The sequence below is a fragment of the Nostoc sp. DedQUE05 genome (assembly GCF_034530955.1).
Lineage (GTDB): Bacteria > Cyanobacteriota > Cyanobacteriia > Cyanobacteriales > Nostocaceae > Nostoc.
Window position 1 is genome coordinate 35641 of record NZ_JAVRCB010000022.1, and the last position, 17983, is coordinate 53623.

Consider the following 17983-nt stretch of genomic DNA (forward strand, 5'->3'; position numbering starts at 1 on the left):
TCTATCTGGGAACACTATATCTGTAAATCTCACTCTTTGAGCAGTTATGGTCAGCACTCTTGTTAGGATTCCCGGATATCACATAACTGAAGAACTCTACAATGGTTCGAGAACGCTGGTTTATCGAGGGTATCGAGAGAGTGACTCTTTACCAGTAACGATCAAACTGCTGAAAAATCCCTATCCGAGTTTTGGCGAACTCTTGTCGTTTCGCAATCAATACACCATTGCTAAAAATCTCAACTCACCGCTAATCGTCCAAAGCTACAGCCTTCAAGCCTATGAGAATGGCTATGCGCTGGTAATGGAAGATTTTGGCGGGATTTCTCTCAAAGAATGGGAACTCACAGGGAATCTACAATCTCTACAGGAGTTTCTAGAAATTGCGATCGCTCTGTGCAATACCTTAGATATACTCTACCACGAACGGATTATTCACAAAGACATCAAACCCAGCAATATATTAATTAATCCCGCAACCAAACAAGTTAAATTAATTGACTTTAGTATTGCATCACTTTTACCACGGGAAACCCAAACCCTGGTCAATCCCAATGTGTTAGAAGGGACACTTGCTTATATTTCCCCCGAACAAACAGGTAGAATGAATCGGGGGATTGATTATCGCACAGATTTTTATTCACTTGGCGTAACTTTCTACGAATTACTGACTGGGGAATTACCGTTTAATTCAAACGATCCAATGGAGTTGGTACATTCTCATATTGCAAAACAACCCGATCGATTCAAAATTCCAAATGACGCTCGCGCTACGCTAACAAAATTCAAAAATCACGAGATTCCCCAAGTTCTTTGTGATATTACGAGCAAATTAATCGCGAAAAACGCCGAAGATAGATATCAGAGTGCATTGGGGTTGAAGTTTGATTTAGAAAAATGTTTGCATCAGCTACAAGTTGATGGTAAGGTAACAGATTTTGAAATAGCCACTAGGGATGTGTGCGATCGCTTCATCATCCCCGATAAACTTTATGGCAGAGACATGGAGGTTCAAACTCTCCTGCAAGCATTTGAGCGAGTCAGCCTTGGCGCAACAGAAATGATGCTGGTTGCTGGGTTTTCGGGGATTGGTAAAACTGCTGTTGTCAACGAAGTGCATAAGCCGATTGTCAGACAACGCGGCTACTTTATCAAAGGCAAATTTGACCAGTTTAACCGCAATATCCCGTTGAGTGCCTTTGTACAGGCATTCCGAGATTTAATGGAACAATTGTTAAGCGAAACTGATGAGCAACTAGCGCAGTGGAAAGACAAAATCCTCTGTGCTTTAGGTGAAAATGGGCAAGTCCTAATTGAAGTCATTCCCGAACTAGAGCAGATTATCGGCAAACAACCAGCAGCCCCAGAACTCAATGGTAGTGCCGCCCAAAACCGCTTCAAGTTGGTATTTGTAAAATTCATTGCTGCGTTCGCTACACTAGAACATCCGTTAGTGATGTTCCTCGATGATTTGCAGTGGGCAGATTCAGCTTCACTGAGTTTAATGCAAGTGTTGATGAGTCAAAGCGAAGTGGATTCCCTGCTAACAATCGGGGCATACCGAGATAACGAAGTCTTTCCCAGCCATCCGCTAATGCTGACACTGGAGGAGATGAAGAAAGCTGAGGCAACTATCAGTACCCTTACCCTCACCCCGTTAAATCAATCTCAGATCGATTGTTTGGTTGCCGACACCCTCAGTTGTTCCACAGTTCTAGCACAACCCCTGGCAGAGTTAGTTTATCAAAAAACCAAAGGCAATCCCTTCTTTGCTACCCAATTTCTCAGAGCTTTGCATCAGGAAAACTACGTTACATATAACTTGCAAGTTGGACACTGGCAATGCGATATGGTGTCGGTGAAATTGCTCTCGCTTACTGATGATGTGGTTGAATTCATGGCGCAGCAATTACAAAAGTTGCCACAAACCACTCAAGAGATGCTGAAGCTGGCTGCTTGTGTGGGGGCACAGTTCGATCTGGAAACATTGGCGATCGTTTCAGAACGATCGCCAACCGATGCAGCCACAGCATTGTGGAAAGCTTTGCAGGAAGGCTTGATTTTACCCACGAGTCAGATTTACAAGTTTTTTCAGGATGCCCAAAAGTCCCAAGGGGAGACAGTTAATCCGACCTATCGGTTCCTGCACGATCGCGTCCAACAAGCTGCTTATTCTCTGATTCCTGACGACCAAAAGCAAGCGACTCATCTCAAAATTGGGCAATTGCTGTTGCAAAATACCGCACCTGAAGTTATAGAACTGAATGTTTTTGATATTGTTAATCAGTTGAACAATGGAATTGCTTTGATAAATCGGATCGAGGAGCGATATCAGTTAGCGCAGTTGAATCTGATTGCTGGCAAAAAAGCAAAAGTTTCCACAGCTTATAAAGCAGCCATTAAATACTGTGCGATCGGTATGGAAATGCTTCCCGAAGATAGTTGGCAAACTGCCTACGACCTGACTTTTAAGCTTTATCGGGAATGTGCAGAATGCGAATACATCACAGGACGCTTTGACGAGGCAGAACGACTCTTCCATCAGGCATTACAGTACGTCGAGAATAAATTCGAGCTAGCAGACATTTATGGGCTGCAACTAGCTCTGAGATCCAATCAGGGAGAGAATCTACTCGCCGCTTATGAAGCTGCACTGAGTGGCTTGAGTGTTATGGGTATGAGCATTCCGGCAACCGATGCAGGTCAGCAAGCGCTAATTGCAACTACACTCCAGGAAATTCATTCCAAACTGGCAACTGTGCAACCCGCAGATTTATTCGATCTGCCTGCGATGACCGATCTGGCGAAGAAAGTATGTATGTCAATCCTCCCCGATTTATGGGGAGCTGCTTATGTTGGTGGCAATCAAGCGCTGACAATTCTCAGCATCCTGTTAATGGTTCAGACTTCATTCACCTATGGCAATGCCGAAAGTTCGGGTTGCGCTTATTGTTTGTATGGGATGATGCTCACAATTCAGGGAGACTATCGAAGTGCTTATGAGTTCGCTACTTTAGGGCGAAAGCTCGATCGCCAATTCAATAGCGCCAAGTTCATTCCCAAAACCAATAACGTTTTTGGTCATACAATCAATCCCTACAACAGACCACTAGTGGAAAACATCGCAGTTTACCAACAATCTGTTCAGATTAGTTATGAAACAGGTGACATTGGGTTTGGCATCTGGGCAGTAATATGTCTGATTTGGACAATGCTGCTGAAGGGCGATTGCTTATCAGAGGTGTATGCCGAAACCGAGAAATACTTGAGCTATGTGCAACAAGTAAATAACGCGAACATGACGCTGACATTTAACCTCCAGCAGCAATTTCTGTTGCACCTGCAAGGTTTATTAGAAGAACCCGATCTGCTAGTCGATCGCGGCGATCGCCAGATTGTCTGTCTTGATGCTTGGCAAAAGAATAATTTTGAAGCTGGGATCAATTGGTATTGCTTCTTGAAACTCCAGCTATTGTACTTGTACGGTCGCTATGCCGATGCCCTGGAAGTTGCTGCAATTGCTGAAAAAACCCTGGCTTCTAATCTTGGTCTGTTTCCGATCGTTTTATTCCACTTCTATTACCCACTTAGTTTAGCTGCACTTTATCTCCAAGCAACCCCAGAGAATCAACAGCAGTACTGGGATGTAATGCAGCAGCATCGGCAGCTGCTAGAAACCTGGACACAGACTTGTCCAGAGAACTTTTTGCATCAATCGCTGTTGCTTGGGGCTGAAATGGCAAGAGTTTCTGGTAATTACGCAGATGCGATCGCCTGTTACGATCGCGCCATTACCGCAGCCAAAGAAAATCACTTTAGCCAAATTGAAGCACTCGCCAACGAACTAGCAGCAAAGTTTTACCTGGAATGGGATAAGGAGCGGATTGCTCAGGAGTATATGATTCAAGCCTACTATGGCTATGTTCGTTGGGGAGCCAAAGCCAAGGTTGCTGATTTAGAAAAACGCTATCCTCAACTACTTGCTGCGATATTACAGCAAACCCGTTCTCCCCTTTCCATTAACGAAACCATCTTCGCTTTGGGGAGCGTTACATACACCAGTTCGGCCACTTCTAGCAGCAGTTCAGATTCCCTAGATTTAGCAGCTGTTCTCAAAGCTTCCCAAACTCTCTCAGAGCAAATCGAACTTGAAAAACTGCTTTCATCGTTGCTTAGAATCGTCATCGAAGATGCAGGGGCGGATAAATGCGTGTTGATGTTGTTGCGAGACGATCGCTTGTTGGTCAAAGGGTTAATTGTTGAGGGGTCACAACCAATTGTATTGCAGCGCATTCCCATTGAAGAGAGCCAAGATATTCCCCTGAAGCTGATTTACAAAGTCTTGCACAACAGGCAGACTGTTGTCCTGGTGGATGCGACAGCAGATCCCACCTTAGCCAACGATCCGTATATTGTTCGTCAACAGCCCAAAAGTATCTTGTGCAGTCCGATTTTGCGTCAAGGCAAGTTGATGGGCATTTTATATCTAGAAAATAATTTAGCAATGGGAGCGTTCACCAGCGATCGCGTCGAACTGCTGAATTTAATCTGCGCTCAAGCTGCCATTTCTTTGGAAAATGCCCGACTATATGAACGTTCCTTAGAATATGCCCAACAGTTAGAGCGATCGCTTGCCGAATTGAGTGCGAGTAACTCTCGCTTTGAGAAACTTGTAGATAATGTTCCTGGCGTTGTTTATCAGTATCAGATATTTGCTAATGGTGCAATGTCTCTCACCTATATGAGTAGAGAATGTTATGAACTATACGAAATTACAGCCGAACAAGCGATCGCTAATGTGCAGTTGCTCTTGGAGAGAATGCATCCAGATGATGTCGCAAGTTACCAGCAGTCTGTTATTGACTCAATGCAAACCTTAACTTCTTTTGACTGGTTAGGGCGAATTATTACACCATCTGGGATTATTAAATGGATTCACTCCCAAGCCCGAATAGAACAAAAAGCCGATGGAACTATAGTTTGGGATGGATTCTTGTTGGATATTAGCGAACGCCAAAAAGTAGAACTTGCTTTAGAGGAAAAATCGCTCTTATTACAACAGGCGCTAACCGATTTGCAAAACGCCCAATTACAAACGATCCAAAGTGAGAAAATGTCTGCTTTGGGTAATTTAGTTGCTGGTGTTGCTCACGAAATGAATAATCCTTTGGGCTTTATTGCTGCTAGTCTGCAACAAACTCAACCCATCATTGCCGATTTTACCGAACACCTGAAACTCTATCAAACAACTTTCCCAAATAGCAGTGAGGAAATTATTGACCATGCCGAGCAAATTGATTTGGAATATAGCTTAGAAGACGTATCTAAGGTAATTGAATCTATGACGATGGCGTGCAACAGGCTGAAAAAAATCAGCACTTCACTCTGTACTTTTTCTCGTGCCGATCGAGATTATAAAGTGCTATTTAATATTCACGAAGGTATTGATAGCACCCTTCTGATTCTCAAACATCGCCTCAAAGCTAACCAACAACGTCCAGCTATTGAAGTGATAACTAACTATGGTAATTTACCGCCAATTGAATGTTTTCCTGGACAATTAAATCAGGTGTTTATGAATATTCTTGCTAATGCTATTGATGCAATAGATGAGTCGAATATTGGACGCAGTTTTCAGGAAATTCAAACAAATATTAATTGCATTACAATTAATACTTCACTGGCAAATAGTGTTGTAAAAATTACCATTGCTGATAATGGCAAAGGAATAAGCGAATCAGTTAAACAAAAGATTTTTGACCATTTATTTACTACAAAACCTGTTGGTAAAGGTACGGGGTTGGGGTTGGCGATCGCTCGACAAATCGTTGAATCAACCCACGGCGGTAAATTGAGTTGCAACTCTGTTCTTGGTGAAGGTACAGAATTTGTGATTGAATTTCCAGTGTAATTTTTGGCTCGTTTAGTAAACAACTTCAGACATCTGGGAATACTAAATCTGGAAATCTTAAAAATTTAGCAGTATGGTTAGCACTCTTGTCAATATTCCTGGATACAAGGTTAGCGAAGAACTCTACAATGGTTCTAGAACCATTGTTTATCGAGGATATCGAGAGACTGACTCATTACCTGTAGTTATTAAACTACTGAAAAATCCTCATCCGAGTTTTGGCGAACTCTTATCCTTTCGGAATCAGTACACCATAGCTAAAAATCTCAACTCACCCCTAATAGTCCAAACTTATAGCCTAGAACCCTATCAAAATGGCTATGCGCTAGTGATGGAAGACTTTGGGGGGATTTCCCTCAAGGAATGGGGAATCAAGGGAAGGGGAAAATCTCTACAGGAGTTTCTAGAAATTGCGATCGCACTATGCAATACCTTAGATATACTCTACCACGAACGGATTATTCACAAAGACATTAAACCTAGCAATATTCTGATTAATCCCGAAACCAAACAAGTTAAATTAATCGACTTTAGTATTGCATCTTTACTACCACGAGAAACCCAAACGCTAGTCAATCCCAATATCTTAGAAGGAACACTCGCTTATATTTCCCCAGAACAAACAGGAAGAATGAATCGGGGGATTGACTACCGAACTGATTTTTATTCTTTGGGTGTGACATTTTACGAGTTACTTACAGGAAATTTACCTTTTGCATCAAACGAGCCAATGGAATTGGTGCATTGTCATATTGCTAAACTTCCACAAATTTTAAAAAATAGAGAAGATATTCCCCAAGTTATTTGCGATATTGTGATGAAATTGATGGCAAAAAATGCCGAAGATCGATATCAAAGTGCCTTGGGACTGAAGTTTGATTTAGAAAAATGTTTGTCTCAGCTACAAGTTTATAGTAAGAATGAATATTTTGAAATTGCACAGCGTGATGTGTGCGATCGCTTCATCATTCCTGATAAACTTTATGGACGAGAAACCGAAATATTAACTTTACTCCAAGCTTTTGAGAGAGTCAGTCTTGGTGCAACAGAAATGATGCTGGTAGCAGGTTTTTCAGGAATTGGAAAAACTGCGGTTGTCAATGAAGTTCATAAACCGATTGTTCGCCAACGCGGTTATTTTATCAAAGGCAAATATGACCAATTTCAACGGAATATTCCCTTTAGTGCATTTGTACAAGCATTCCGGGATTTAATGGGGCAATTGTTAACCGAAAGTGATGCACAGATTCAGGAATGGAAAAGCAATATTTTAGATGTTGTTGGGGAAAATGGACAGGTAATTATTGAAGTCATTCCCGAATTATCAAGAATTATTGGCGAACAACCACCCGCCATACAATTATCAGGAACAGCAGCACAAAATAGATTTAATTTATTATTTCAACAATTTACCCAAGTTTTTACCAGTGTCGAACATCCATTAGTGATGTTTTTAGATGACTTGCAATGGGCAGATTCGGCATCATTGAAGTTAATGCAGCTATTAATGGCTGATACAAAACATCTTTTGTTAATTGGTGCGTACCGTGATAACGAAGTAAATCCAGCACATTCATTAATGTTGGCTTTGAGTGAAATTAAAAAAAACAAAGCGACGATTAATACAATTACTTTAGTACCACTGAGTCAACTCAAAGTTAATCAATTAGTTGGTGACACACTTAAATGTGCAGAAACTTCGGCATGGACTCTTTCTCAATTAATCTATCAGAAAACTCAAGGAAATCCGTTTTTTGCAATCCAGTTTCTCAAAGCATTGCATCAAGAAAATCTGATTCAATTTGATATTGAGTTAGGCTGTTGGCAATGTGACATTACCCAAGTGATGACTCAAGCCGTTACAGATGATGTTGTTGCCTTTATGGGTTTTCAATTACGAAAACTAGCGCTATCAACTCAACAGATGTTACAGCTAGCTGCTTGTATTGGGAATCAGTTTGATTTAGCAAGTTTGGCAATTGTTTCTAAACAATCTCAAATCGAAACGGCTGCGGCTTTGTGGAAAGCATTACAAGAAGGGTTGATTTTACCTAATGGTGATGTTTATAAATTTTATCAACAAGAGTCATTAGTCATTGGTCATTTGTCATTAGACAAAAGCGAACAAATGACCAATGACCAAGGACAAATGACAGTTTCTTACAGATTTTTACACGATCGCGTCCAACAAGCCGCTTATTCTCTGATTCCCGATGACCAAAAACAACTGACACACTTAAAAATTGGACAATTGCTTTTAAGTGTAATGAGCGAGACAGAAAAAGAGGAAAAAATCTTTGAAATTGTCAATCAATTAAATAAAGGAGCCGATTTAATTGTTGTAGAAACTGAACGTGAGGAATTAGCAAAGCTAAATCTAGTTGCTGCCCAAAGAGCTAAATCTGCAACCGCTTACGTCGCAGCAATTGAATACGCCACTAAAGGTATACAACTTCTTCCAACAAGTTGTTGGCAGCAATGCTATGAACTAACGTTAGCTCTGCATGATTTAGCCGCAGAAGTAGCCTGTCTGAGCGGTGATTTTAGGCAAATGGAGCAGATAGTTGACGAAGTAGTGCAAAATGCCCGTCAATTACTAGACAAAGTGAAGGTCTATGAAGTGAGAATTTTGGCCGAGGTAGCCCAGAGTCAACAGCCCAAAGCTATTAAAACCGCTCTTTCGACTTTGGAATTATTTGGAGTATTGTTTCCAGAGCCGACTGACGCAGATATTACTGAAAGTTTGCAACAGACTCAAGATGTATTAAAAGGACAACATTTAGAAGATTTCTTGGAACTGCCGGAAATGACAGACCTCCAAGCCCTGGCAACAATCAGAATTTTAGCGGCGGTGACAGCAGCAGTCTATCAAGCGGTTCCAGAATTACTGCCATTAATCGTGTGTAAGCAGATTAGGTTATCAGTAGAATACGGTAATGCTGCGGTATCAGCACAGGCTTATGCTTGGTATGGAGTAATTTTGTGTGTTATTGGAGAAATAGACTTAGGCGATCGCATTGGCGAACTGGCAATGGGACTACTATCACGCTTCCAAAGTAGAGAATTTAAAGCCAGCACGATTAACATGGTTTATCCCTTCGTGAAACCTTGGAAACATCATATTCAAAATTCACTCGCTCCTTTACTCGACGGATACCATAGCGGTCTGGAGATGGGTACTTTAGAATATGCTGCCTACTGTGCCTACAATTACTGTTCGCTTTCCTTTTTTCTCGGAAAAGATTTATCAATCCTAGAACCAGAGATGAAGGTTTACAATCAGGCATTGGCTCAACTAAAACAGGAAGTTGCTCATAATTATTTGAGAGTCTTTTACCAATCCGTTTTAAATTTACTCGCCGAGAGCAAGTGTCCTTGGGAAATTCAAGGTGTAATCTATGACGAACAAATCATGTTGCCCTTGCATCAGCAGGCAAACGATCTTTACGCAATGGGAACACTGTATATCAATAAATTAATTCTTTGTTACTTGTTTAATGAGTGGGAACAAGCTATCAAAGTGGCGGCTGATGCCAAACAATATTTAAGTGGAGTATCCGGCTGTTTTATGGTTCCGGTGTTTCACTTTTACGATTCATTGACTCACCTGGCGATGTTACCCAACGCTCAAGGTAAAGAATGCCTCCCCCAACAAGTTGTTGACAACCAAAAGAAGCTGGAACAATGGGCAAACCATGCACCCACAAACCATTTACACAAATTTTATTTGGTTGAAGCAGAGCAGTATCGGGTATTGGGGCAGATGTATGAAGCAATGGATTACTACGATCGCGCGATCGCCTCTGCAAAAGAAAACACATATATCCAAGAAGAAGCACTAGCAAATGAACTTGCTGGCAAATTTTACTTCAACTGGGGGAAAGAAAAACTCGCCCAAGCATATATGCAACAAGCATATTACTCTTACGCACGTTGGGGGGCAAAAGCCAAGGTTGCCGATCTGGAAAGACGCTATCCGCAACTGCTAGCCCCTATCCTCCAGCACACCCATACTCCCTTCTCCACTAGCGAAACAATCTTCTCATTGGCAAGTGTTACACCCACGAATTCCGGCACTTCCCACAGTAGTAGTGTCTCTGTTGCTTTAGATTTAGCTGCTATTCTCAAAGCCTCTCACACTCTTTCCGGCGAAATCGAATTTGAAAAACTGCTTTCATCGTTGCTTGAAATCGTCATTGAAAATGCTGGGGCTGATAAATGCGTGTTTATGCTGTTGCGAAACGATTCGCTAGGCGATACCAAAGGTGAACGTCTGCTAATTAAAGGGTCAATTACCGTGGGGATGCAGCCAGTAGTGTTACAACGCCTTCTGGTTGAGGACAGTCAAGATATTCCCCTAAAGCTGATTTACAAAGTGAAGCACGATAGACAGACTGCTGTGATACTTGATGCGAGTGCCGATCCAACTTTAGCCAACGACCCCTATATCATGCGTCAGCAGCCGAAAAGTATCTTGTGTAGCCCGATTTTGCATCAAGGTAAATTGATGGGCATTTTATATCTAGAAAATAATTTAGCAACAGGGGCGTTCACAAAAGATCGCGTCGAACTGCTCAACTTGCTGTGTACTCAGGCGGCAATTTCTTTGGAAAATGCCCGACTTTATGAGCGTTCCTTAGAATATGCCCAACAATTAGAGCGATCGCTTGAGGAGTTAAGCGCCGCCCAGTCTGTCTTCCAAGCATCCCAGCAAAAACTCCAGCTATTGGTTCAGCAAACTCCATTAGCAGTCATCGAGTGGGATACCAATTATCACGTTACTGACTGGAACCCAGGCGCAGAAAGAATCTTTGGCTACAGCAAACAAGAGGCTTTGGGTTGTGGATTCAAATTCATCATTCCTGAAATAATTCAAGCAGAAATGGAGCGAGTCAGCGTCGAAATTATATCGCAGGAGGGCGGCAATTACAGTATCAATGAAAATATGACAAAGGATGGTAAAATTATCATTTGTGCTTGGTATAATAATCCGCTTGTAAATGCAGATGGCGAGTCAATCGGAGTTGCTTCCCTAGCAGATGATATTACAGAACAGCAAGTTGCGCTACGCGATCGCAAAGTTGCTGAAGTCCAACTTCAACAAAAAGCACAAGAGCTAGAAACTGCTTTACAAAACCTGCAACAAGCACAATTACAAATGGTGCAAACTGAGAAAATGTCTGCACTCGGAAACTTAGTTGCTGGTGTAGCTCATGAAATGAATAATCCCCTTGGTTTTATTGCTGCTAGTCTCAAACAAGCGAAACCTACTATCGCTGATATTGTTGAACATCTCAGACTATATCAAGAAAGTTTACCCAACAAAAGCGATGAAATCGAAGACCACGCCGAAGAAATCGACTTGGATTATAGCTTAGAAGACTTACCCAAGATGATTGATTCTATGTCTATGGCGTGTGACAGGCTAAAGAACATCAGCACCAGTTTGAGAACTTTCTCTCGTGCCGATCAAGACTACAAAGTACCTTTCAATATCCACGAAGGCATTGATAGCACAATTTTAATTCTCAAACATCGTCTCAAGGCCAATGAACAACGTCCGGCGATTCAAGTTGTTGCAAACTACGGTAATTTACCTCAAGTAGAATGTTTTCCCGGTCAATTAAATCAGGTATTTATGAATATTTTCGCTAATGCTATTGATGCATTAGATGAATCTAATCATGGACTCAGCTTTGAAGAAATTAAAGCCAATCCTAACTGCATTACAATTACAACCTCAGTCGAAAATAATCTAATTAAAGTTTCCATTACTGATAATGGCAAAGGGATGAACGAATCAGTTAAACAAAAAATATTTGACCATTTATTTACGACGAAAGCTGTTGGTAAAGGTACAGGATTGGGACTCGCGATCGCTCGTCAAATCGTTGAAGAAACCCACGGTGGCAAATTAAGTTTTAATTCGGTTCTGAGTCAGGGTACAGAATTTACGATTGAAATTCCGGTATGAATCTCGGATACTCCTTGTTCGCGCCGCGTTTCGTAAAGAATGGATGGGATTAGCGCCGATTTTCTTTGAGTCTAAATCCTGAAAATTTCAAGTCGGGGAGCGACGGGTTCGCTTGATATCTGGGAACACTATATCTGGAGTCTTAAAGATTTAGCAGTATGGTTAGTACGAGAGTCAATATTCCCGGCTATAAGGTTAGCGAAGAACTCTACAATGGTTCTAGAACCATCGTTTATCGAGGGTATCGAGAGACTGACTCATTACCCGTAACGATCAAACTGCTGAAAAATCCTTATCCGAGTTTCGGCGAACTTTTGTCGTTTCGCAATCAGTACACCATAGCGAAAAATCTCAACTCACCTCTGATCGTCCAAACTTATAGCCTAGAACCGTATCAAAATGGTTATGCGTTGGTAATGGAAGATTTTGGGGGGATTTCTCTCAAGGATTGGGGAGTGGGGAGAAACTTAGAATCTTTGATGGAGTTTTTAGAAATAGCGATCGCACTGTGCAACACCTTAGATATATTGTATCGCGATCGGATTATTCATAAAGATATCAAACCCGCCAATGTTTTAATTAATCCAGACACCAAACAAGTTAAATTAATTGACTTTAGTATTGCATCCCTACTACCACGGGAAACTCAAACACTGATGAATCCCAATGTCTTGGAAGGGACACTTAGTTATATTTCTCCCGAACAAACAGGAAGAATGAATCGGGGGATTGATTACCGGACTGATTTCTATTCTTTAGGTGTCACTTTTTATGAACTACTGACAGGTGAGTTACCGTTCCATTCAAACGATCCGATGGAGTTGGTACATTGTCATCTAGCAAAACTTCCACCATCCCTTCAAGAAGTTAAAAATGAAGAGATTCCGCAAGTATTGTCAGATATTGTCATGAAATTAATGGCAAAGAATGCTGAAGACCGCTATCAGAGTGCATTAGGACTGAAATTTGATTTAGAAACTTGTTTATCTCAACTCCAAGAAACTGGTGAAATTAAAAGTTTTCCAATCGCTCAACGGGATCTGTGCGATCGCTTTATTATCCCTGATAAACTTTATGGACGAGAAACAGAAGTAGAAACTCTCCTGCAAGCATTTGAGCGCGTTAGTACAGGTGTGACAGAAATGATGCTGGTGGCTGGTTTTTCGGGTATTGGGAAAACCGTTGTAGTTAACGAAGTTCATAAACCAATCGTCAAAAAACGCGGTTATTTTATCAAAGGGAAATATGACCAATTTCAACGAAATATTCCCTTTAGTGCTTTTGTGCAAGCCTTCCGCGATTTAATCGGGCAATTATTAACCGAAAGCGATGCTCAAATCCAGCAATTTAAAACCAATATTTTAGCGGCTGTAGGTGATAATGGCCAGGTAATTATTGAAGTTATCCCGGAATTAGAAAGAATTATTGGTCAGCAACCACCTGTTACAGAATTATCAGGAACTGCCGCCCAAAATCGGTTTAATTTATTATTTCAGAAATTTACCCAAGTCTTTACCAGTGAAAAACATCCATTGGTGATGTTTTTAGATGATTTACAATGGGCAGATTCAGCATCGTTGATGTTAATACAGTTATTAATGGCTGATACCAAACATCTTTTCTTAATTGGTGCTTATCGTGATAACGAAATCAATTCAGCACATCCATTAATGTTGACTTTGAATGATATCCAAAAAACAGCAGCTACAATTAATACGATTACTTTAGCGCCTCTGAGTCAATCGCAAGTAAATCAATTAGTTGCTGATACACTGAAATGTACAAAAGATTCGGCATTACCTGTTTCTCAATTGGTATTTAAGAAAACTCAAGGTAATCCGTTTTTTGCCATCCAGTTTCTCAAGGCACTGCACCAATATGGGTTAATTGAATTTAACTTTGAATCAGGATATTGGCAATGTGATATCACCCAAATCAATCAGCAAGCGGTGACAGATGATGTTGTGAATTTCATGATATTTCAATTACAAAGACTGCCTCAATCAACTCAGAATGTATTGCAGTTAGCCGCTTGCATTGGCAATCAATTTGATTTAGCAACTTTGGCAATTGTTTCGCAAGAATCAGAAATTGAAACGGCTGCTAGTTTATGGAAAGCTTTACAAGAAGGGTTGATTTTACCGATTAGTGATGTTTATAAGTTTTATCAAGATTCGTCATTGGTCATTCCTTCTCTACGAGACGCTACGCGTAGCTTGCTTCCCCGTAGGGGTACGGCTCCGCTCAGGGCGAGTGGTCAGGGGTCATTAGAAAAGAGCGAACGAATGACAAAGGATAAAGGACAAAGGACAGCTTATTATAGATTTTTACATGACAGAGTACAACAAGCTGCCTATTCTCTAATTCCCGATCGGCAAAAACAAGCAACTCATCTCAAAATTGGTCAATTACTTCTCCAAAATTCCTCTCAAATAGAACAAGAAGAAAAACTGTTTGATATTGTTGGACATTTGAATTTAGGGCAAGAGTTAATCACTCAATTAAGCGAACGAGAAGCCTTGGCTCGGCTTAACTTCGCAGCAGGAGATAAAGCCAAAAATTCTACCGCTTACGCTGCTGCTAGAGCCTATTTACAAACTGGAATTGAGCTACTTACAGCGAATTGCTGGCAAGAACAATATGAATTGACCCTGAGTCTCTACGTTGCCGCCACCGAAGCCGCCTACTTGAATGCTGACTTTGATGGCATGGAACAGATCGCAGTACAGGTGTTGAAATCAGCCCAGACGATTTTAGACAAAGTTAAAATTTACGAAATTCAAATTGCTGCCCAGACTGCCCAGACCAGAATATTAGAAGCGATCGCAGTGGGCAGAGATGCACTCTTTCAATTGGGAGTTGAACTCCCCACTGCACCTGACGAAGCCAAAATTGGCAAAGTGCTACAGACTGTAGCCAGCCTTCAAAGCGGCAGAGGGATTGAAGAATTAGTCGATCTACCTATCATGAGCGACCGCCAAACTCAGGCAGCTATGCAACTCTTAGGAATATTATTTTCACCGATTCTACAGGCAATGCCCGGATTACTACCCATACTGAGCGCAACGATGGTGAGTTTATCACTCCAGTTTGGGAATGCACCTGCATCAACGGTGGGGTATATGATTCACGGTATGGTATTGTGTGCCTTTTTGTCAGAAGTGAAAACAGGCTATAGCTTTGGGCGATTAGCAATGAATTTGCTTGACCGATTTAATGTCGGGGAATTCAAGTGTAAGATTCTACTTCTGTTTGCGGCCTGGATTCAACATCATCAGGAATCTCTCAGGGCAACGATGCTGACAATGAAAGATGGCTATGCGACTGGTATGGAAACTGGTGATTTTCTCAACGCTGGCTACAACTCGCTCAATTACTTCATTGCCAAACTTTTTGCTGGGGTAGAACTGGACATTTGGGAACCCGAAATAGCAGGTTACAGGGCTGTCTTAGTGCAGGTAAAACAACATTCTGCCCTGACTTATTTGGATATGATGCAGCAGACTGTGGAGAACTTGAGGGAAGCCCGTATTCTGTCGGATTGCTTAATTGGCACTGCCTACAATGAAACAGCAATGCTTCCTAAGCACTATCAGGACAAGGATCTCTCGGCGATCGCTATTGCTTATATTTACAAACTGATACTTGCCTACTTTTTTGGTAACTACACGGCTGCCCTAAACCATAACGCCCAAGCCAAACAGTATTTGATGGCAGTATCAGGCATGATTTTTATTCCCATTTTTCATTTCTATGCAGCCCTGACGTATTTAGCGCTCTTGCTGGCACAGCCAGAGCCGGAGCAAGCCGAATTTCTCGCTTTGGTAGAAACCCATCAAACCACTTTGCACCAATGGGCGCAAAATGCTCCCATGAATCATCTACATAAATGGCATTTAGTTGAGGCTGAAAAACAACGAGTGTTGGGCAATAAAGCAGAAGCACTTGAACATTACGATCGCGCCATCTCCCTCGCCAAAGAAAACGAATACATTAACGAAGAAGCACTTGGCAACGAACTAGCAGCAAAATTTTACCTTGATTGGGGTAAAGAAAGAGTTGCCCAAGCATATATGCAAGAAGCATACTACTGCTACGCTCGTTGGGGTGCAAAAGCCAAAATAGAAGACTTAGAAAAACGCTATCCCCAACTACTCCAATCGATTCTGCAACAGCAACGAATCAACTTCAATACCTTAGAAACTATTAGCTTTCGCGGCACTTCCTCATCTACTCGCACTTCTACCACTGGCAGTACTGGTATTTCCCAGACATTAGATTTTACCTCTGTTCTTAAAGCCGCTCAAGCTATCTCCGGTTCTCTGGAATTAGATCGACTCATTGCCAGCTTGACCCACATTATCCTAGAAAACTCTGGCGCGAAGAAAGTTGTACTAATTCTTCCCCAAGATGAGGACACTGCCGTGCGGGGAGAACCCTTATTGAAGAAAGTATCTGGTGATAATTGGCAAGTTAGGGCAATTACCTTTATCAATCATGACCAAATACAAACCATTCTGGAGCCACAATCACTCGCTAATTGTCAAGAGATTCCTGCAAAAATTATCAATTACGTCAAAAATACCCAACAAACAGTTGTTATAGACAATTGCAAAACAGATACCATTGGGTTGATTGGGGAATATATGCAGCGAACACAACCCCAGAGTGTATTATGTACCCCGATTCTTAATCAAGGGCGTTTAGTAGGGATTCTTTACCTAGAAAATCAACTGACTCAAGGCGTATTTACTAGCGATCGCCTTTCTATTGTAAATTTCCTCTGCACTCAAGCCGCAATTTCTTTGGAGAATGCCCAGTTATATAATCATCTCCAAGAGCGAGAAAAGTTCCTCAGTAGTATTTACGAAGGTGTTGGCTGTCTTATTTTTGTGACTGATATCCGGGATAATGGTAGGTATGAGTACACAGGATGGAGTAAATCATGCGAAATAGTGATTGGTATACCTGCTTCTCAAGTGCTGGGTAAAACTCCGCAAGAATTAATGGCTCCTAATGAAGTTGCAGCAATCGAGCAAAAATATCTGCATTGTTTCCAAATTGGAACACCGATCACCTATGAAGAATGTTTAACATTTAATGACCAGAAAATTTGGTTTTTAACCACACTCAGCCCTTTAAAAGATGAGACGGGCAAAGTTTATCGCGTAGTTGGGACAACGATTAATATTAGCGATCGCAAACAAGCTGAATCAGCAGTTACAGAAAAATCTCAGGCACTCGGAACAGCCTTAGAAGATTTACAACAAGCGCAATTACAAATTGTTCAAAGTGAGAAAATGTCTGCACTGGGTAATTTAGTTGCTGGTGTAGCCCATGAAATGAATAATCCTTTGGGCTTTATTGCTGCAAGTCTCAAACAAACTAAACCCACTATTGCTGATGTTGTGCAACACTTGAAACTTTATCAAGAAAGTTTACCTAATCCGGGTGCTGAAATTATTGACCATGCAGAAGAAATTGACTTAGATTATAGTTTAGAAGATTTACCAAAGGTAATAGATTCAATGGTGATGGCGTGCGATCGCCTCAAAAATATCAGTACTAGTTTAAGAACTTTCTCCCGCGCTGATAAAGATTACAAAGTGGCATTTAAAATTCATGAAGGGATTGAAAGTACAATTTTAATTCTCAAACATCGTCTCAAAGCCAACGATCAACGTCCAGCAATTGAAGTAATAACCGATTATGGCAATTTGCCTGAAGTTGAATGTTTTCCTGGACAATTAAACCAGGTGTTTATGAATATCCTCGCTAATGCCATTGATGCCTTAGATGAGTCGAATAATGGGCAAAGTTTTGCAGAAATTAAAGAAAATCCTAACAAGATTAAAATTAAAACATCATTGCAAGACGATCGGGTTACAATAACGATTGCTGATAATGCTAATGGCATGAATGAAACAGTCAAGCAAAAGATATTTGACCATTTGTTTACAACGAAATCTGTGGGAAAAGGAACGGGTTTAGGATTAGCGATCGCCCGTCAAATTGTCGAATCAACCCACGGCGGTAAATTGAGTTGTAACTCTGTTGTTGGTCAGGGTAGTGAATTTATCATCGAAATTAAGGTGTAA

General features: G+C 41.2%; 3 protein-coding genes. All 3 read left to right on the forward strand.

What is annotated here, in order from left to right:
- Positions 1–46 precede the first annotated feature (46 nt).
- The 3 genes from RMZ42_RS17695 to RMZ42_RS17705 all read left to right on the forward strand — a co-directional run bounded on the left by RMZ42_RS17695 (position 47) and on the right by RMZ42_RS17705 (position 17983).
- Positions 47–5911 (forward strand): AAA family ATPase, encoded by a 5865-nt coding sequence (locus tag RMZ42_RS17695; protein ID WP_322672612.1) that lies wholly within the window; start codon positions 47–49, stop codon positions 5909–5911.
- Positions 5912–5984: 73 nt separating this feature from the next.
- Complete coding sequence (locus tag RMZ42_RS17700; RefSeq protein WP_322672613.1) at positions 5985–11885, forward strand: AAA family ATPase; 5901 nt, start codon at positions 5985–5987, stop codon at positions 11883–11885.
- Between the two features lie 158 nt (positions 11886–12043).
- Positions 12044–17983: an AAA family ATPase gene (locus tag RMZ42_RS17705; protein ID WP_322672614.1), complete on the forward strand. Its 5940-nt coding sequence runs from the start codon at positions 12044–12046 to the stop codon at positions 17981–17983.